Annotated in this window: 13 protein-coding genes; 11 read left to right on the forward strand and 2 right to left on the reverse strand. The window is 60.7% G+C overall.

Going from position 1 to position 17976, the window contains the following annotated elements:
• Window positions 1-18: 18 nt before the first annotated feature.
• Window positions 19-882, reverse strand: coding sequence for a LysR family transcriptional regulator (locus ACIONG_RS04590; protein ID WP_103302381.1), 864 nt, complete (start codon window positions 880-882; stop codon window positions 19-21).
• A 174-nt stretch (window positions 883-1056) separates the two neighbouring features.
• On the reverse strand, window positions 1057-2775 hold the full coding sequence (locus ACIONG_RS04595) for a hydrogenase maturation protein (protein WP_401297040.1): 1719 nt from the start codon (window positions 2773-2775) through the stop codon (window positions 1057-1059).
• 297 nt (window positions 2776-3072) lie between these two features.
• On the opposite strand from ACIONG_RS04595, the gene ACIONG_RS04600 reads away from it, so the two are divergent.
• The 11 genes from ACIONG_RS04600 to ACIONG_RS04650 all read left to right on the forward strand — a co-directional run bounded on the left by ACIONG_RS04600 (window position 3073) and on the right by ACIONG_RS04650 (window position 17974).
• Entirely contained in the window at window positions 3073-3579 is a 507-nt protein-coding gene (locus tag ACIONG_RS04600; protein ID WP_401297042.1) for a sigma-70 family RNA polymerase sigma factor, read from the forward strand.
• Window positions 3576-4523, forward strand: coding sequence for a FecR domain-containing protein (locus ACIONG_RS04605; protein WP_401297044.1), 948 nt, complete (start codon window positions 3576-3578; stop codon window positions 4521-4523). The genes ACIONG_RS04600 and ACIONG_RS04605 overlap by 4 nt, the downstream gene beginning before the upstream one ends.
• A 168-nt stretch (window positions 4524-4691) precedes the next feature.
• Window positions 4692-7613: a TonB-dependent receptor domain-containing protein gene (locus tag ACIONG_RS04610; RefSeq protein WP_401297045.1), complete on the forward strand. Its 2922-nt coding sequence runs from the start codon at window positions 4692-4694 to the stop codon at window positions 7611-7613.
• 270 nt (window positions 7614-7883) lie between these two features.
• Entirely contained in the window at window positions 7884-8360 is a 477-nt protein-coding gene (locus ACIONG_RS04615; RefSeq protein ID WP_401297193.1) for an antitoxin Xre/MbcA/ParS toxin-binding domain-containing protein, read from the forward strand.
• Window positions 8357-8860 carry an RES family NAD+ phosphorylase gene (locus tag ACIONG_RS04620; RefSeq protein ID WP_103302377.1) on the forward strand — a complete coding sequence of 168 codons (504 nt, stop codon included), beginning with the start codon at window positions 8357-8359 and terminating at the stop codon, window positions 8858-8860. Before ACIONG_RS04615 ends, ACIONG_RS04620 begins: the two co-directional genes overlap by 4 nt.
• Window positions 8861-8978: 118 nt before the next feature.
• On the forward strand, window positions 8979-11633 hold the full coding sequence (locus tag ACIONG_RS04625) for a TonB-dependent receptor (RefSeq protein ID WP_212809161.1): 2655 nt from the start codon (window positions 8979-8981) through the stop codon (window positions 11631-11633).
• A gap of 224 nt (window positions 11634-11857) precedes the next feature.
• Complete coding sequence (locus tag ACIONG_RS04630) at window positions 11858-13708, forward strand: extracellular solute-binding protein (protein WP_401297048.1); 1851 nt, start codon at window positions 11858-11860, stop codon at window positions 13706-13708.
• On the forward strand, window positions 13695-14759 hold the full coding sequence (locus ACIONG_RS04635; protein ID WP_315446978.1) for a microcin C ABC transporter permease YejB: 1065 nt from the start codon (window positions 13695-13697) through the stop codon (window positions 14757-14759). The genes ACIONG_RS04630 and ACIONG_RS04635 overlap by 14 nt, the downstream gene beginning before the upstream one ends.
• Window positions 14759-15781, forward strand: a complete 1023-nt coding sequence (locus ACIONG_RS04640; protein ID WP_401297050.1) for an ABC transporter permease — start codon at window positions 14759-14761, stop codon at window positions 15779-15781. The genes ACIONG_RS04635 and ACIONG_RS04640 overlap by 1 nt, the downstream gene beginning before the upstream one ends.
• Before the next feature lie 2 nt (window positions 15782-15783).
• Window positions 15784-17403: an ABC transporter ATP-binding protein gene (locus ACIONG_RS04645; protein WP_103302372.1), complete on the forward strand. Its 1620-nt coding sequence runs from the start codon at window positions 15784-15786 to the stop codon at window positions 17401-17403.
• A gap of 43 nt (window positions 17404-17446) precedes the next feature.
• The gene (locus ACIONG_RS04650) at window positions 17447-17974 is read left to right on the forward strand and encodes a PAAR domain-containing protein (protein ID WP_103302371.1); all 528 of its coding nucleotides are present in this window, start codon (window positions 17447-17449) and stop codon (window positions 17972-17974) included.
• Window positions 17975-17976 lie beyond the last annotated feature (2 nt).

The raw sequence follows: 17976 nt of genomic DNA on the forward strand, positions 1-17976 counted from the left end.
CGGTGTAAAACGGCGGATTCAGCTCAATGGATTCCAGCGTTGCGACCAGTCGTCATCGGCCTCGATCACTTTGCGCAGCAGGTCGAAGGCCTGTTGCAGCGTCGCCGAGTCGCGGTCGCGGGAGTACACCAGATAGGTCGGATAGCTGAATTCAGGGGCTTTGGTCACCGGTTCCAAGGCACCGCTTTCCAGATAGGTGCGCACCACGCGGGTGCGGAAATAACCGCTGCCGCCGTGTTCAAGGATGTATTGCAGAGCCAGCGGGCCGAGGTTGAAGCTCAGCGCGGCTTTGGCTTTTTCCGGCAGGGCGGCATCGTGCTGGCGACGGAAGTCCGGGCCCCAGTCGATGTAGACGTAAGGGTCGGCGCGCTCCGGTGTGCGCACCAGAATCAGTTTCTCTTCCAGCACTTGCTCGACTTGCAGGCCGGGCCAGTATTCCGGCTGATAGACCAGCGCTGCGTCGAGCACACCGAGTTCGAGTTGGCGCAGCAGGTTTTCGCCGTCGCGGATTTCCATGCGCAGGGCATGGCCGGGAATCTTTTCACGCAGCTCCGCAGCCCAACTGAGCATCAGCGGATTGCACAGGCTGACTTCGCCGCCGATGTGCAGCACGTTGTGATAGCCCTCGGGCAGCGGCAAGTCGCGACGCGCGGCCTCCCACGTCTGCACCAGTTGATTGGCGTAGACCACGAACGCTTCGCCGTTCGGCGTCAATTTCGCTCCGGCGCGGTTGCGCACGAACAGGGTGCTGCCCAATTGGCTTTCGAGTTTCTGCACCCGGGCGGTGATCGCTGTTTGCGTGACGAAGAGCTTTTGCGCGGCGGCGGCGAGACTGCCGTGGCGGACGATTTCGAGGAAGGTACGGGCGAGGTCGATGTCCATGGGCGGGCCGGTGTTTGAGGTGCACGCATTGTAAGTGCAGCCTGACACCGCGTCATCGTTCATCGCTGGCAAGCCAGGCTCCCACAGGTTTTGCGGTGTACATAGAATCTGGGTACGCCACGGACACTGTGGGAGCTGGCTTGCCAGCGATGGGGCCCTCGTAGACGCTGAAGATCAGTCGGTCAGTTCAATCTCTTGCACCCGCGCCCAATCCTCGACCAACCGCGCCGGCGTGCCACACGCCTTGCGCTTGTACACAAAGTGCCGGCACTTTTCGGCGAAGCTGTTGCGGTTGTAAAGCATGTCTTCCTGCATTTCCTGCAACTCGCTTTCGCGGCATTGCAGGATCAGCACCTGATCAACCCGCGACTTGCGTTCACGCACCGCCGCATAGGTCGGGTCACTCAGCGTGCTGTTGGCCCGTTGCAGCAACCACAGGGAAAACTCATCCGGGCAGCGCGGGCCGATTTCCTGAACCATACCCAGTTGCCACGCCTGCACCGCGCTCACCGGCAGACACGCCTGAGTCAGCTGCTCCGCCATCGCCGGGCCGACGGCACGGGGCAGGCTGTAAGTCCAGTATTCCGAGCCATACAGGCCCATGCTCTTGTAATGCGGGTTGAGCACGATATCGGCCCGGGCAAAGACGATATCGGCGGCCAGCGCGAGCATCACACCGCCGGCGCCGGCATTGCCGGTGACGCCGCTGACCACCAGTTGCCGCGCCGTCAGCAATTCTTCACAGACGTCATCGATCGCCTGAATATTAGCCCAGGCTTCAGCGCCCGGATCCTGCGCTGCCTGAATCACATTCAAATGCACGCCGTTGGAAAAACTGCCACGCCCGCCCTTGATCAATAGCACCTGGGTGTCGCGGGACTTGGCCCAGCGCAGTGCCTCGACCAAGCGCTGACATTGCTCGGTGCTCATCGCGCCGTTGTAGAACTCGAAGGTCAGCTCGCCGACATGCCCGGATTCTCGGTAACGAATCGGCTGATACGCCTCGTCACTGAACGGCTGGCTGGCCACCGACCAGTCCAGCCTCGGCACATCGGCCAATTGATCGGCCAGCACATGCCGCGCCGGTTGCTTGAAGGTTTCTTCGCCGGGCTGCGGTTTGCGCCGCAACGAACCGATCCACACGCTGTGGTCTCCCGCCGCGACCAGTACCGCATCGTCATGCACCGCGAGAATCTCGCCGGGCAGGCCGCTGCGCGAATCCAGATGGGCGTCGTACACGTAATACTGACCGCCGGCCAGACTCGCCAGGACCCCGGGCTGGCCGTCCGCCGCATCGATGCAGCGTTTGATGAAGCGGGCGCAATCGTGCCAGCTGAAACTGCGGTCGACCTGTTTCATGTTCGGCTGCAAACGTCCGCGCACAGCGGAATTGGTGTAATCCAGCGGCACCGGTTGGAAGCCTTCGATGAATTTTTCCACCACTTCGCGAATGCAAACAATGGCCGCGTCGCTGACCCGACCGTTATACAGCTCGGACTTGCGCAGGCCCGTCGGCAGATTGAACTCGCAAGTCGCCCAGACCGGCCCGGCGTCCATTTCCTCGACCGCTTGCAGCGCGGTCACGCCCCAGCTCGACAGCTCATTGGTGATCGCCCAATCCAGAGCACTGGCACCACGATCGCCGACGATGCCCGGATGAATGATCACCACCGGGCGTTCGGTGTTACTCCAGAGTGCTTGCGGTACGCGGTCCTTGAGGAACGGGCAGATCACCAGATCGGCGCCGCTGTGCTCGATGTGTTCGCACACCGAGGCCTCGTCGGTAAACACCACGACGCTGGGCGAATGCCCGGCCTCACGCAGTTCCAGCCAGGCACGCTGGGTCAGGCCGTTGAACGCTGACGACAGCAGAATGATCTTGAGTGGTCGCATGAAAGTTCTTCCTTGAGTGGGATCAGCCGCAGGCTCCCGGTGAGCCTTCCCTGGCCTTCGATGGAGCCGGAAGAGTAATGAGTGGCCACCCGCACACCAGTGATCGAGGTCAACGTTGTGTCAGCCAATGTTTCTGGGGCGATGAAGCGTCATATGTCCAATAGTTCGCTTATGTATATTTTTTATTACTTCAAATGTACGAAGCGCTATTGCACAGTCGCGCCTGATCAGAGCCGGACGATCCCGGCAGAACGATGGTTTTTCGCAGCGGGTGGAGCCCGTTTCAGGGAGCAGGACATGGGTGGGCATAACCCGCATTACCAGATCATCGGGCAGATGTTCCAAAAGGACTATCGCTGGCTGTGCGCTGCCGTCGGCCGCACGCTGGGCTGCCCGTACAGTGCGCAGGACATCGCTTCGGAAACCTTTTTACGGGTTTTGGCATTGCCGGACCCGACGGCGATCCGCGAGCCGCGTGCGTTGTTGACCACCATCGCCCGGCGTCTGGTGTACGAGGGCTGGCGCCGTCAGGACCTGGAGCGCGCCTATCTGGAAAGCCTGGCGCTGGCACCGGAACCGGTGCATCCCTCGCCGGAAGAACGCGCGCTGGTGATCGAGGCATTGCTGGCGGTCGATCGTTTGCTCAACGGCCTATCGGCGAAAGCCAAAGCGGCGTTTCTCTACCACCAACTCGACGGTCTGACCTACAGCGAAATCGGCGAACGCCTTGGGGTTTCCACCAGTCGCGTGCAGCAGTACATGGTCGAGGCGTTCAAACGTTGCTATCAGGCGATGCAGGCATGAGGGCCGACGAAGCGGTGATCGATGAAGCGGCGCAATGGATGGCGTTATTGCAATCGGGCGAAGTCAGCCTGGGCGAGCGCGCCGCGTTCGACGCCTGGCGCACGGCCGATCCACGACACCAACAGATCATCGAGCAAATGGGCGGCGGTCTGAGCCTGCTGCGTAATCCGAGCCTGCGCGGGCTGCCGCGCAACAGTCTGCTGCACAGCCTTAACGCACCATCGAGCCGCCGCCGCTTTATCAGCGGCAGCTTGAGCGTGCTCGGTGTTGCGCTGCTGGCCGGGTTGCTCGGACGGCGCTATGGCTGGTTGCCGGAGGTGGGCGAATTGGCAACTGGCACCGGTGAGCGGCGTGATTTCACCCTGGAAGACGGCAGTGCATTGACGCTCAACGCGCGCAGTCGTGTGCTGCCTGTGTTCGATGCTCATCAACGCTTGCTCGCGCTGCGCAGCGGGGAGTTGCTGGTGGACGTGGCCAAGGATCCGGCGCGACCGTTTGTGGTCGAGACCGAACACGGTCGGATGCGCGCAATGGGGACGAAATTTCTCGTCGAGCAGGGCGAGGATGCCACGCGTTTGGTGATGCTCCATTCGCAGGTCGAAGTGGTCACCTCGGGCGGCGCGCGACAAGTGGTGGAGGCGGGGGAGAACCTGCTGTTCAACAGCCAGAACATCCTCAGTCTGCAACGCAACAAAGGCCATGAAAGTGCGTGGGTGCAAGGACGGCTGGAAGTTCGTGACCGTCCGTTGAGCGAGGTCATCGACAGCTTGCGCCGTTACCGTCGCGGCATTTTGCATGTGAGCCCAGAGGTTGCCGACTTGCGCTTGAGCGGCCTCTATCCGCTGGACGACAGTGACCAGACGCTGCAGTTGCTGGAGCATTCACTGCCGATCCGCGTCACCTGGCACAACCCTTACTGGGTCAGCATCGAACCGCGCTCGTAAATACACCGCCCGGCTGTGTAGGAGCTGCCGAGGGGGAGGTGAGTCCAGATAAAGGGATGCATCAAATTCGGTTATAGGGATATGACTTCTTGGCCTAATTGCCGACCTATAAAAAGTGCCGGCCCGCTGCTCATTCCCTGCAGACGCCTTCAACAGGGAAGCCCCTCGATGTTCTCATTCAAACAACAATTACCTCGACTGACCCTCGCCGCTGCGTTGGCGATGGGCATCAGTCCATTGAACGTTTTCGCCCAGCAACCGGCTGCCACTGTGTTCACCTTCGACATTGCCAGCGGCCCGCTCGACGAGGTGCTGCTGGATATCTCGCGGCAGACCGGCGTGCCGATTTCCTTCAGCCAGAATCTGGTGCAGGGCAAACGCAGCAGCGCCGTACGCGGGGCATTGGGTGGTCGCCAAGCGGTGGAGAAGGCATTGCTCGGCAGCGGTCTGCAAGTCGAGCAGAGCGCTCAGGGACTGAGCATCCGCGAAGGCGAAGCCGTGACTTCCGTACCGGCAAAAGTCACCACTGTGGCACCCACCACCAGCGCCGATTACCGCATGGAGAAAGTCACCGTCACCGGCTCGCGCATTGCCCGCGCACAGAGCGACGGTGCGACACCAGTCAACGTCATCACCCACGAGGAAATGGAAGCGCGCGGCTATAAAAACGTCTACGACGCCTTGGCGACCCAGACGCAAAACACCGGCATGACCCAAGGCGAGGATTACGGCAACACCTGGCAACCGGCGGCGAGTGCGCTGAACCTGCGCGGCCTCGGCCCCAATCACACGCTGGTGCTGATCAACGGCCGGCGCGTCGCCGATTACCCGACGCCGTACGATGGCAAGGTCAATTTCACCAACCTTGCGAACATTCCGTCGGCGGTCATCGAACGCATCGAAATCCTCAGCAGCGGCGCCTCGGCGATCTACGGCTCGGATGCGATTGCCGGGGTGGTCAACATCATCCTCAAAAAGCAAATCAACGGTGTCGACGTCAACCTCAAGGGCGGCACGACAGAGCGTGGCGGTGGCGACAATCAGCGCTTGCAGATCAGTGGCGGTGGCAGCTGGGGCGATTTCGACGGTCTGTTCGGCCTGGAGCTGACCCACCGCGACCCGATCTGGGCCGACGACCGTGGCTTCATGCAAAGCGGCCCGCTGGCGGACGTCGGTTATCGCCGCGACCTGACTGATAGCCGTTATCTGGGGCCGGGGTGCGGTGCCTATCAGGGCACCTTCGACAACAAACTGGTCAACAGTGGTGGCCGCTGCCGCACCGATCAGATGTACAACGATTACTGGACAATCCAGACGCAAAAGGAAAACTACGACGGCTACAGCCGCGGCACCTGGCACTTCAGCGACAGCGGAGAGGTGTTTGCCGACTTGATGTACGGCCTCGACCACATCCAGAACAACACCCGCGGCCCGACCTTCACTTCGCCGGATTTCATCAACCAGAACAGCGGCAATCTGGAGCGCTGGTATCGACGCTACGGCGAAGAGGAAATCGGTGGGCGCACCAGCAATAACAGCAAGTGGCGCGACACTTCGTGGACCGGCACCCTCGGTCTTTCCGACAAGATTGCCGACACTGGCTGGCGCTACGATCTGGCGGCCAACCGCTCGGAATATCGCAGCGTGCGGACAACCCGCTACACGCCGCTGTCATCGATTCAGGATTTCTACCTCGGCCCGCAACTGGGTACCAGCGGCGGTTACCCGGTATTCGCCCCGGACGCATCGCGCCTTGATCGGCCGCTGACGCCGCAGGAGTGGCAGCAGTTTCGCAGCAACCTGACCCAGAGCAGCAAATCGGTGTCGACCAGTTACAACGCCTCGGTCAATGGCGATCTGTTTGATCTGCCGGCAGGCCCGGTGGGATTTGCCGGCGTGCTGGAGGCGGGCAAGCAGGAATACCGTGTCGACCCGGATGACGGCCTTAACGATGGCACGTTCTATGGCGTGTCTCCCGCGCAAAGCTCCGGCGGTTCGCGCAAGCGTTATGCGGCGGGCGGCGAGTTCAGCATTCCGCTCACCGACACGATTCTGGCGACCGCAGCGGGGCGCTGGGACCAATACAAATTCAGCGGCCGCACCGAGCAACAGAAGACCTACAACCTTGGGCTTGAATGGCGGCCCGTTACCAGCCTGTTGTTGCGCGGCAGTTATGGCACCAGTTTCCGCGCGCCGGACCTGAACTACATCTATCAGTCCGACAGCAACGGTTACTACCCGGCACAGATCGACTACTACGGTTGCAGCCAGGGCGTGGAGGGCGCCTGTGATCGCGGGCGGGTCGACTACACGCAAAGTGGCACCGCCGACCTTGAATCCGAACGCGGCAAATCGTGGACCTATGGTTTTGTCTGGTCGCCGTCGCGTAACTTCGATTTCTCCACGGATTTCTGGCGTGTGGAAATCGATGACCTGCTGACCACGGTCGACGAAAACCGCTTGTTGCAGCAGGAGAACGAATGCCGCAATGGCACCCAGGACATCAACTCGGCCAACTGCCAGTCGACGCTGGCGCGTATCGACCGCAATGCCGGCAACGCCGCTGTCGACCCGAACCAATTGCAGCGCGTGCGGGTGAATGCGATCAACGCTGCCAGCGAGCGGGTCAGCGGTCTGGACTTCAAGAGCAACATTCGCTGGGGCGCCGGCCAGTACGGTGCGTTCAGCTCGACGCTGGGCTACACCCTGGTGCTGTCGCATTACTACAAGGAATCCGATGAGGCCCCAACCCAGGATTGGCGCACCTCGCGCACCAACTACGACTGGCGCAGCAAGGTCAACGCCAGCCTGACCTGGGACTATCAGCAAGCCACGGCGACGCTGATGGGCATTCGCTACGGCTCCGTCACCAATGGCGCGGGGGATGGGCGTCTGTCGCCGTGGACAGTGTTCAACGCCAGTGCGCGCTACAAACTCAATGACCGGGCGAGTGTCGGTCTGACCGTGAACAACGTGCTCAATCAGATCAAACACGACGATTCCGCAGGCTGGCCTTATTACCCGACCGGCAACTACGACCCGTACGGGCGTCAGTGGTGGCTGGATGTGAGTTATCACTTCGGCAGCTGATGGCAGGATGCCTCGCGTTTACGTCCTACGGAAAAGGCAGGGTTTTGCGACGGGTAGGGGATATTTCCGACGACTTTTTCAGGTTGGTCGTCGGAAGCGCGATCTATAGCATCAGTCATGACATTGAAGTCGCTGAGCGGCTCGAACGCTCAGACCCCAGACAAAGGATGAATGATGCGAACCCCACACATCGAGATCGAAACCCCAACGTATTCCCCTCGCCATTACTGGCGCGACGATCGCGCCCGATGCCCCATGGAGGATGTCGCGATGCCCGCAGCGAAAACGCCTCGACTCACGGGGTTGAAAAAAGTCGAAGGCAAACCTGTCGACATACTCGTGCATGGTCAGAACGTCGGTGACGATGCCACTTTGATCGTCGAGCTGACAGAACAGGGCTTTGAGCTCAGCGACGTCGTCAACATGCTGTCCACTTCCGAGCTGTACCAGCAAGGCGAGATGGTCAAACGTATCACCGGCAAATCTGTCCGAACCGTGCGCAGGCTCATGAAGGAAGGCTTGTCGGTACGGCTTGACCCGCATCAGAGTGTCGTCGCCTACCAGTATGCCTTGGTGTTGCAGATGGCTATTCGGGCATTTGGGCGTCAATCAAAGGCAGAAGAGTGGCTGCAGCAGCCCACCCCCTACCTGAACGGTTACGTGCCGTCGGAACTGACCCGGCATTCACTGGGTTTCCAGATGGTGGAGCAGTACCTTGGGCAAATCATCTACGGAGTCCACCAATGAATCCATTGCCGTGGGACGGGCAGTGGTATGCCTGGCGGCTGGACCCGGAAGTCTACGGATGCACCTGGGACAGCGGGATTGGTTCAAAGCTGAACGGGGGACGATGGAATGCCCCCGGTCGGCGAGTGGTTTATGCATCGGTCGACCCGTCGTCGGCCATTCTGGAAGTGGCAGCCAATCACAGTTTTGATGTGCTGGACAGTGAGCCTTATGTACTGACCTGTTTCGAGGTCATCAGCGACGCCAAGGTCAGAGTGGTGCAGCCGGAGGAAGTGCCGAATCCTTACTGGTTGAGCCCTGCGCGGCCTTCACCCAATCAACGGGATTTTGCCGACGCTTTACTGGCTGAACATCCGTTTGTGCTGATCCCCTCCGCGGCAACCCGGCACTCGTGGAATCTACTGGTGAGCTGCGAACTGGCGGAGGGGCAGTTCAAAATGGTCTCTCAAGAGCGGTTTGGACTGGATACCCGGTTACTCAGGGAGATGGCATCGGCATGATCTGTGCGGATTTAGTTTTTTGCATAACCTCATCACCCAACGGTCTAACACCAACCCTATAAATCCTTATTCGTCATCGCACATCCCTGCATAAACCAAAACGCAGGGATGGCTGTTCATGATCCATTTTTCACCCGTTAAATCCCCTTTGAGCCTGGCTTTGCTGCTGGCAATCAACACGCTGCCGGCGATTGCCGCCGAGAGCACTGTGACCGAGCCGACCACACAGCTGCAGCGTGTCGAAGTCACCGGCACGGCGATTCGTCGGGTCGATGCAGAAACCGCAGTGCCAGTGACGATTCTGCGCGTCGAAGAGTTGCGCGAGCAGGGCGTCACCACCACGGAAGAGCTGGTCAGTCGCATTTCCGCCAACCAGTCTTCGGTCGGCTCCGGGCGCTCGGTGGGGTCGAGCAGTGGCGGGGCGTCTTACGCGGATCTGCGCGGGATCGGCCCGAACAAGACGCTGGTGTTGCTCAACGGTCGGCGCCTGAGTAACAACGCCACCAACGCGATCAACGGATCTGGCGTTGATCTCAATACCATTCCGTTCGCCGCGATCGACCGGGTGGAAGTGCTGCGCGACGGCGCGTCGGCTTTGTACGGCACCGATGCGATTGGCGGGGTGATCAACTTCATCACCAAGACCAGTCTCACCGAAGGCCAGATCAGCACCAATTACGACACACCGACACATTCCGGTGGTGGCGAAAGCCGTAATTTCAGCGGCAGCTGGGGTTTTGGTGATTTGCAGGATGATCGCTTCAACGTGTTCGGCGTGGTCAGTTACGACAAACAGCAGCGGCTGGCCGCCGAGGACCGTGGTTACACCTACAACTACCAGCCCAATCGCGGCCTCGATTACACCTCCGGCACCGCCTCGCCGGCCAACTGGAGTCAGGGCAGCAACGCCACCAACCCGTTGGCCGGTTCCGGTTGCAACGCGCCCGGTTTGCTCTCGCGCAACGGTATTTGCCGCCAGAGCCTGTGGAACTATCTCGATCTGGTGCCGGAAACCGAAAAGACCTCGGCCTTCGCCAAAGCCACCGGCAAGCTGTCGGACGATCACAACGTCAGCCTCGAATACTTCTGGGCACGCAATGAAAACCGCACGCAGATTGGTCCGGGTACGTTGATGGGCAATCAGGTCAATCCCGGTACCACGTTCTATCCAGGTAACGGCATCACCCCGGGGCCGAACGGTTTTGCCCTCGACCCGACACAACCGGTCGATGTGAATTGGCGAGAAACCGCAGTGGGGGCGCGTCAGCATGAGGACGACAACACCGGTCAGCGTTTGCTGCTGAGTTTTGACGGCACGCTGGTGGGCTGGGACTACAACGTCGGTGCCTCGTACAACCAGAACAAAGTGGTCAACACCATTCAAAGCGGCTACGTGAATGACCGCGCTGTCAGCGCCGGCATTGCCAATGGCGTGATCAACCCGTTCGGTCCACAGACCGCCGCCGGTTCCGCGCTGTTAGCGGCCAATGCGGTGGACGGCGATTACGCCACGGCGGTCGGGCGTGTGAAGGCAATCGACGGGCGGATCAGCCGCGAGATTGGCGACTGGTTTGGTGCCGGTCCCTCAGCTCTGGCCTTGGGAGGTGAGTACCGCAAGGAAGACTTCCATCAGGATTTCGCCCAATTCGCCGGTGATGTGCAAAGCCTCGGTGTCGACCCGAACGGCAGCGTGGCCGGGGATCGCAGCGTCTCGGCCGAGTACGCCGAGGTCAACGTGCCGGTACTCGACAGCCTGGAACTGTCTGCCGCCGTGCGCCACGACAAGTACAGTGATTTCGGCAGCACCACCAACCCGAAATATTCGTTCCGCTTCCAGCCGTTCAAGGAACTGGTGGTGCGCGGTGCCTACAGCGAAGGTTTCCGTGCGCCGTCGCTGTATGAACTGTACAACCCGAACTTCACGACGTTCACCAACGCCAACTACAACGACCCGCGCCTGTGCGCTGGCGGCAACCCGAGCAACGGCGGCATCGCCAACCGCGACTGCGCGCAGCAGTTCAACCGTACCAGCGGTGGCAACACCGACCTGAGTCCGGAGACTGCGCGTAACGTCACACTCGGTTTTGTCTATCAGCCGTTCGAACGCCTGACGGCCGGGCTGGATTTCTGGTGGATCGACATCGCCAATCAGATCGCCGAGTTTCCCGAATCGGCGGTGTTTGAAAATCCCGAGCTGTACCCGGATCGCCTGATCCGCAAGCCTGATGGCTCCATTGACCACGTCGTCACCGGTCTGGCCAACCTTGGCAAGATCAAGACCAACGGCGTCGACGTCAGTTTCGACTATCGCCTGCCGACTACCCCGTACGGCAATTTCGGCATCGGTCTGCAAGGCACTTACGTCACCCGCTATGACTATCAGCAACAGCTCAAGGGCGATTACATCGACAAGCTAGGCGATTTCCGTGGCGGTGACTTCGCCTCGGCCGGCGCCGTGGCCCGCTGGCGGCACAGCCTGACCGGCAGCTGGAATTACGGCCCGTACGGGGTGGCGCTGACCAACCGTTACACCAGCGGTTATCACGATTCGGATCGCGAGTCCCACGACTACGTTGGCTCATACAACGTCTGGGACCTCGCCGGCACCTACACCTGGCGCAAGACCCTGAGCGTAACCCTCGGCGCGAAAAACCTGTTCGACCGCGAGCCGCCGTTCAGTAACCAGACCTACACCTTCCAGAGCGGCTACGACCCGAAATATGGCGACCCGTTCGGGCGGACGCTGTACACGCGGGTCAGTTACAAGTTTTAAAAATGGTCAGTGTTAGCGGGTTTTAGTCACTGATTGATCTAAAGCCTGCCCTATAAAAATCGCCGGCCTGTTGCACATCACAGGTAGGCAGGTTGTGTAGTGATTGCCAGGGCCTCATCGCTGGCAAGCCAGCTTGCACAGGAATTCGCGAGCAGCAGAAAACCTGTGGGAGCTGGCTTGCCAGCAATGAGGCCATTAGCAGCACCGTAAAAAGGGATCTGCCAATGTTCTCCAGACTCATTTTATTCAGCGCCTGTGTGCTTTTAACGCCGTTCGGTTGGGCGACCCCACAACCGGCGCTCACCGTCTACGGCGAAGCCCCCAAGTACGCCGCCGACTTCCAGCACCTGGCCTACGCCAACCCCGACGCACCCAAGGGCGGCACACTGCGCCGGTCTTCGCTGGAAAGCGGACCGTTCGATCATCTGATTCCCTACATCGACAAAGGCACCGGCGTGGCGGATGTCGACGGCTGGCTTTACGCGCCGCTGGCCTATCGCAGCAAGGATGAGCCCTACAGCGTTTATGGTCTGGTGGCGCAGCAGATGGAGCTGGACGCCGATCGGCGCTGGCTGCGTTTCTATCTGAACCCTCACGCACGTTTTGAAGACGGCTCGCCGATCACCGCCGAAGACGTGCGCTACACCTTCGAGTTGCTGACCACCCAGGGCAGTCTCAAATACCGCCAGCAGTTTCGTGACGTCGCTGAAGTGCAGGTGGAGTCGCCGACTCAGGTGCGTTTCATTTTCAAGAACAATGACAGCCGCACCTTGCCGCTGGATCTGGCGACGCTGCCGGTGCTACCCGAGCATTGGTGGCGCACCCGTAACTTCGCCGACGGTGGCGGTTTCGAGATTCCGCCGGGCAGTGGCCCCTATCGAATCAGTGCGGTGGATGCCGGACGCAGCGTGAAATTTCAACGGATCACGGACTGGTGGGCCAAGGATCTGCCGATCACTCGCGGTCTGTATAACTTCGATCATTTGAGCGTGGAATTCTTCGCCGACACCGACGTCGCGCGTCAGGTGCTGAAGGCCGGCGGCTTCGACTACAACCGTGAGTTCTCGGCGACCAGTTTCACCATCGGCTATGCCGGCGCGGCGCTGGAACAGGGCAGATTGCGCCGTGAGCACCTCGCACCCGGCGCGGCCCAAGGCACGCAGGGTTTTGTGTTCAATCTGCAAAAGCCGCAGTTTCAGGACCGCCGGGTACGGCAGGCAATCGCCATGCTCTGGGATTTCGAATGGACCAACCGGCAGATGATGCGCAGCATGTACTTGCGTCAGCGCAGCTACTTTTCACACAGCGCCTTGTCGGCCACCGAACTGCCTGATGCCGAGGAACTGAAAATCCTTGAGCCGTTGCGCGGCAAGATTCCCGACGAGGTTTTCACCCAGGTCTTCGAGGCGCCGAAAACCGATGGCAGCGGCAACATCCGCGCCGAACAACTGCAAGCGTTGAAACTGCTGGAGGCGGCTGGCTGGAAACCCCAGGGTGATCAGTTGGTCAACGCCAAAGGCGAACCCCTGCAGTTCACTTTTCTCAATGGCCAGAAGGGCTTCGAACGCTTGCTGCTGCCGTTCAAGCGCAATCTGGCGCAGATCGGCATCGGCTTCGATATCCGTCAGGTCGACACTGCGCAGTACACCAACCGCGTGCGCAATCGCGACTACGACATGATCGTCGTCGGTTACCCGGTGAGTCAGGCGCCGGGGCGCGAGATGTTCAATTTCTTTGGCGCCGACGGGGCCGACGATCCGGGTTCGAACAACTACATGACGCTGCGCGATCCGACAGTCGACGCGCTGCTCGAAGGGCTGGTACAGGCCGATAACCGCGAAAGCCTGCTGCGTCACGCCCGTGCCCTGGATCGGGTGTTGCAGTGGGGGTATTACTGGGTGCCCAACTATTACCCGCCGGGCCTTTCCACCGTTTGGTGGAACCGTTTCGGTCGCCCGGCGATTGCGCCGCTGTACGACGCCGGCCTCGACACCTGGTGGGAAATCAGTCCCACGGCGCTGACCTCGACCCAGATGCAAAACCAGCAAAAGGAGTACGCCCATGTGGGGTTATAGCCTGCGACGCCTGCTGCTGATCGTGCCGACGTTACTGGCGATTCTGCTGGTCAATTTCGTCATCGTTCAAGCCGCACCGGGTGGCCCGGTGGAGCAAGCCATTGCGCGGCTACAGGGGATTGGCGTCGGGGCTGCGGTAGGCTCCAGCCATGTCGAGAGCGTCGGCGGCGAATCCCGCGCGACTCGCGGCCTTGATCCGCAACTGGTGGCCGACATCGAGCGCCAGTATGGCTTTGACAAGCCTGCCAGCGAGCGTTTGTGGCTGCTGCTCAAGAACTACGCGCAACTGGATTTCGGGCAGAGTTTTTTTCGCGGGGCGAGCGTCACTGAGCTGATCTGGCAGAAGCTGCCGGTGACCTTGTCGCTAGGCTTGTGGGCGACCTTGATCACTTATCTTGTGTCGATTCCGCTGGGCATTCGCAAGGCCGTGCACAACGGCTCGGCGTTCGATGTCTGGAGCAGTGCGGCGATCATTATCGGTTACGCGATGCCAGGGTTTCTGTTTGCGCTGCTGCTGATCGTGGTGTTTGCCGGCGGCACGGCGCTGGACTGGTTTCCGGTGCGCGGGCTGGTCTCGGACAACTTCGCCGAGCTGTCGCTGTGGGGCAAGATTGCCGATTACTTCTGGCATCTGGTGCTTCCGGTGACAGCACTGGTGATCGGCGGTTTTGCCACGCTGACAATCCTCACCAAGAACAGCTTTCTCAATGAAATCTCACGGCTGTATGTGGTCACCGCGCGGGCCAAGGGTTTGAGTGAGCGGCAGGTGTTGTACGGCCATGTGTTTCGCAATGCGATGCTGCTGGTGGTTGCCGGATTGCCTCAGGCCTTGGTCACTGTGTTCTTTGGCGGTTCGCTGCTGATCGAAGTGATCTTCTCCCTCGATGGCCTTGGCCGTCTCAGCTACGAAGCGGCGGTGTCGCGCGACTATCCGGTGGTGTTCGGTTCGCTGTTCATCTTCACCCTGTTCGGCCTGCTGATAAAGCTGCTCGGCGACCTGTGCTACACGCTGGTCGACCCGCGCATCGACTTCACTGCGAGGGCTGCCTGATGCTGACGTTATCTCCTATCGGCCAGCGTCGCTGGGCGCGGTTCAGGGCGCATCGGCGCGGCTGGTGGTCGTTGTGGCTGTTTCTCGCGCTGTTCGGCCTGAGCCTGGGCGGCGAACTGGTCGCCAATGACAAGCCGCTGTTGGTGAGCTATCAGGGCGACTGGTACTTCCCGGCGTTCAAGCGCTACACCGAGCAGGACTTTGCCGGCGAACTGCCGTTTCAGCCGGACTATCGCAGCGCGCAGGTGCGTCAGTTGATCGAGGGGCAGGGCGGGCGGATGTGGTTCGCGCCGATCCCGTTCGGTTTCGACACGGTCAATTACGACCTCACGGAACCGGCGCCGAGCCCGCCGAGTAGCGAAAACTGGCTGGGCACCGACGATCAGGCGCGGGATGTGCTGGCACGGGTGATCTTCGGTGCGCGGGTGTCGCTGTTGTTTGCCTTGGCTCTGACCGTCGCCAGCGCGCTGATCGGCATCGCGGCCGGTGCGTTGCAGGGCTACTACGGTGGTTGGGTCGACCTCATCGGGCAACGCTTGCTGGAGGTGTGGTCGGGGCTGCCGGTGTTGTATCTGCTGATCATTCTGTCTGGGTTCGTCGAGCCGAATTTCTGGTGGTTGCTGGGGATCATGGCGCTGTTTTCCTGGCTCAGTCTGGTTGATGTGGTGCGCGCCGAATTCCTTCGCAGCCGCGGGCTTGAGTACGTGAAAGCCGCACGGGCACTGGGGGTGGGTGATGCGCAGGTGATCGTCCGGCACATCTTGCCCAATGCCATGAGCGCGACGTTGACCTACCTGCCGTTCATTCTTACCGGCGCGATTGCGACGTTGTCCGCACTGGATTTTCTCGGTTTTGGCATGCCGGCCGGCAGCGCCTCACTGGGGGAACTGATTGGCCAGGGCAAAAACAATCTGCAAGCGCCATGGCTTGGCTTGACCGCGTTTTTCGCGCTGGCGCTGATCCTTTCCTTGCTTGTTTTTATCGGCGAAGCCTGTCGCGACGCGTTTGATCCAAGGACCTGAAAATGAGCGATAACCTGATCGAAATACGCGACCTGCGAGTGGCCTTCAATGGCCAGAAAGTGGTGCACGGTATCAACCTCGACATCCGTCCCGGTGAATGCCTGGCACTGGTGGGCGAGTCCGGTTCCGGCAAATCGGTAACGGCACACAGCATCCTGCAACTGCTCGACCCGGCCATCACTCGGATCGACGGCAGCATTCGTTACGCCGGTGAAGAGTTGCTGGGCGTGCATGAGCGTTATCTGCGGCAACTGCGCGGCAATCGCATCGCGATGATTTTTCAGGAGCCGATGAGCTCGTTGAACCCGCTGCACACCATCGAACGGCAACTCGGTGAAAGCCTTGCCCTGCACAAGGGGCTGGCCGGCGCGGCTGCCCGCGCTCGTATTCTTGAACTGTTGGAACTGGTCGGCATTCAGCGCCCACGCGAACGGCTGAAGGCGTATCCGCATCAACTTTCCGGTGGCCAGCGGCAACGGGTGATGATCGCGATGGCGCTGGCGTGCGAACCGCAATTGCTGATCGCCGACGAGCCGACCACAGCGCTGGACGTGACTGTGCAGCGCAAGATTCTGCTGCTGTTGAAGCAGTTGCAGACGCGTCTGGGCATGGCGCTGTTGATCATCAGCCATGACCTTAATCTGGTGCGCACTATCGCTCAGCGCGTGGCAGTGATGCGCGGCGGTCTGATTGTCGAGCAGGCGCCTTGCGAACAATTGTTCAGTGCACCGCAGCATCCTTACAGCATTGAATTGCTCAATGCCGAACCGGGGGGTACGGCGCTTTGTCGCGATGCGGCAGAAGATCTGTTGCAGGTGAGTGATCTCAATGTGCGCTTTCGGCTGGGCGGCGGCTGGCTGCGGCCCAGGACTTATCTGGAGGCAGTGAAGGGGATTGGCCTGACGCTGCAGCGGGGCAAGACCCTGGGGATTGTCGGCGAGTCAGGTTCCGGCAAATCCACTCTGGGGCAGGCGATCCTGCGTCTGATCGATGCCGACGGCCAGATTCGCTTTCAGGGCGAGGCGCTGGAGCAACTGAGCGGCAAGCAACTGCGACCCCTGCGCAAACGCCTGCAAGTGGTATTTCAGGATCCGTTCGGCAGTCTCAGCCCGCGTCTTTGCGTGGAGCAGATCATCGCCGAAGGATTACGCGTGCACAGTGATTTGAACGCTGGCGAGCGCGAGCAGGCGGTGATCGATGTGCTCCGCGAAGTCGGCCTCGACCCTGCAACGCGTCATCGCTATCCCCATGAGTTTTCCGGCGGTCAGCGACAACGCATCGCCATCGCCCGCGCACTGGTGCTCAAACCGGACCTGATCCTGCTGGATGAACCGACCTCGGCGCTCGATCGTACGGTGCAAAAGCAGATCGTTGGGTTGTTGCGGCGATTGCAGGAGGAACACGGCTTGACCTACCTGTTCATCAGCCACGATCTGGCGGTGGTGCGGGCGCTGGCGCATGACTTGATTGTGATGAAGGACGGCGAGGTGGTGGAGCGTGGCGCGACGGATGAACTGTTTCGCGAGGCGCGCCATCCTTATACGCGAGAGTTGCTGGCAGCCTCGTTCGCTGCGCCGGATTTGCCCCTTGCAGCCAAGGACAGACTTTTATCCCTGGTCTAGATCCGGTACATTCCGCGGCTTGGCTCTCACAAGGATGTAGATGATGGCAAAACCTGCCGCCCGACTCAGTGATCTCAACGCCTGCCCGGTAACCGGCCACGGCACCAATGCAAGCACCGCCGGTTCACCCAATGTGAACATCAACGGCATGCCGGTGCTGCGCGTCGGCGACGCCACGGCCTGCGGCGATGCGGTCAGCGAAGGCATCGGCAATATCCTGATCAATGGCCAACCCATTGCATTTCTCGGCAGTGCCACCGCCCACGGCGGCATGATCATCACCGGCTCTGGCGACGTCTTCGTCGGCACTCAGGCCGGCGCCGCACCGTTCACTCCGATCGTGACGGTCCCCAAACACAGCGAACGCTTCCAACTGGTGGACGAAACCACCGGCGAAGCCATTCCCGACATGCTCTTTTGCATCGAAACCGGTGACGGCCAACGCCTTGTCGGCCATACCGACAACCACGGCAACGCCGCACGGGTGTTCACCGCCGACCCGACGTCCATTGTCGTGCAATGGGGCAAGGAAGCCGCCGCTCACCTGGATGCACTGGGCATCGCTTACTAAGG

Source organism: Pseudomonas sp. NPDC087817 (assembly GCF_044742875.1).
Taxonomy (GTDB): Bacteria; Pseudomonadota; Gammaproteobacteria; order Pseudomonadales; family Pseudomonadaceae; genus Aquipseudomonas.

Bases quoted from the DNA above. Each gene is read 5' to 3' on its own strand.
- ACIONG_RS04590 (WP_103302381.1), bottom strand. From the start codon at position 882: ATGGACATCGACCTCGCCCGTACCTTCCTCGAAATCGTCCGCCACGGC.
- ACIONG_RS04595 (WP_401297040.1), bottom strand. From the start codon at position 2,775: ATGCGACCACTCAAGATCATTCTGCTGTCGTCAGCGTTCAACGGCCTG.
- ACIONG_RS04600 (WP_401297042.1), top strand. From the start codon at position 3,073: ATGGGTGGGCATAACCCGCATTACCAGATCATCGGGCAGATGTTCCAA.
- ACIONG_RS04605 (WP_401297044.1), top strand. From the start codon at position 3,576: ATGAGGGCCGACGAAGCGGTGATCGATGAAGCGGCGCAATGGATGGCG.
- ACIONG_RS04610 (WP_401297045.1), top strand. From the start codon at position 4,692: ATGTTCTCATTCAAACAACAATTACCTCGACTGACCCTCGCCGCTGCG.
- ACIONG_RS04615 (WP_401297193.1), top strand. From the start codon at position 7,884: ATGCCCGCAGCGAAAACGCCTCGACTCACGGGGTTGAAAAAAGTCGAA.
- ACIONG_RS04620 (WP_103302377.1), top strand. From the start codon at position 8,357: ATGAATCCATTGCCGTGGGACGGGCAGTGGTATGCCTGGCGGCTGGAC.
- ACIONG_RS04625 (WP_212809161.1), top strand. From the start codon at position 8,979: ATGATCCATTTTTCACCCGTTAAATCCCCTTTGAGCCTGGCTTTGCTG.
- ACIONG_RS04630 (WP_401297048.1), top strand. From the start codon at position 11,858: ATGTTCTCCAGACTCATTTTATTCAGCGCCTGTGTGCTTTTAACGCCG.
- ACIONG_RS04635 (WP_315446978.1), top strand. From the start codon at position 13,695: ATGTGGGGTTATAGCCTGCGACGCCTGCTGCTGATCGTGCCGACGTTA.
- ACIONG_RS04640 (WP_401297050.1), top strand. From the start codon at position 14,759: ATGCTGACGTTATCTCCTATCGGCCAGCGTCGCTGGGCGCGGTTCAGG.
- ACIONG_RS04645 (WP_103302372.1), top strand. From the start codon at position 15,784: ATGAGCGATAACCTGATCGAAATACGCGACCTGCGAGTGGCCTTCAAT.
- ACIONG_RS04650 (WP_103302371.1), top strand. From the start codon at position 17,447: ATGGCAAAACCTGCCGCCCGACTCAGTGATCTCAACGCCTGCCCGGTA.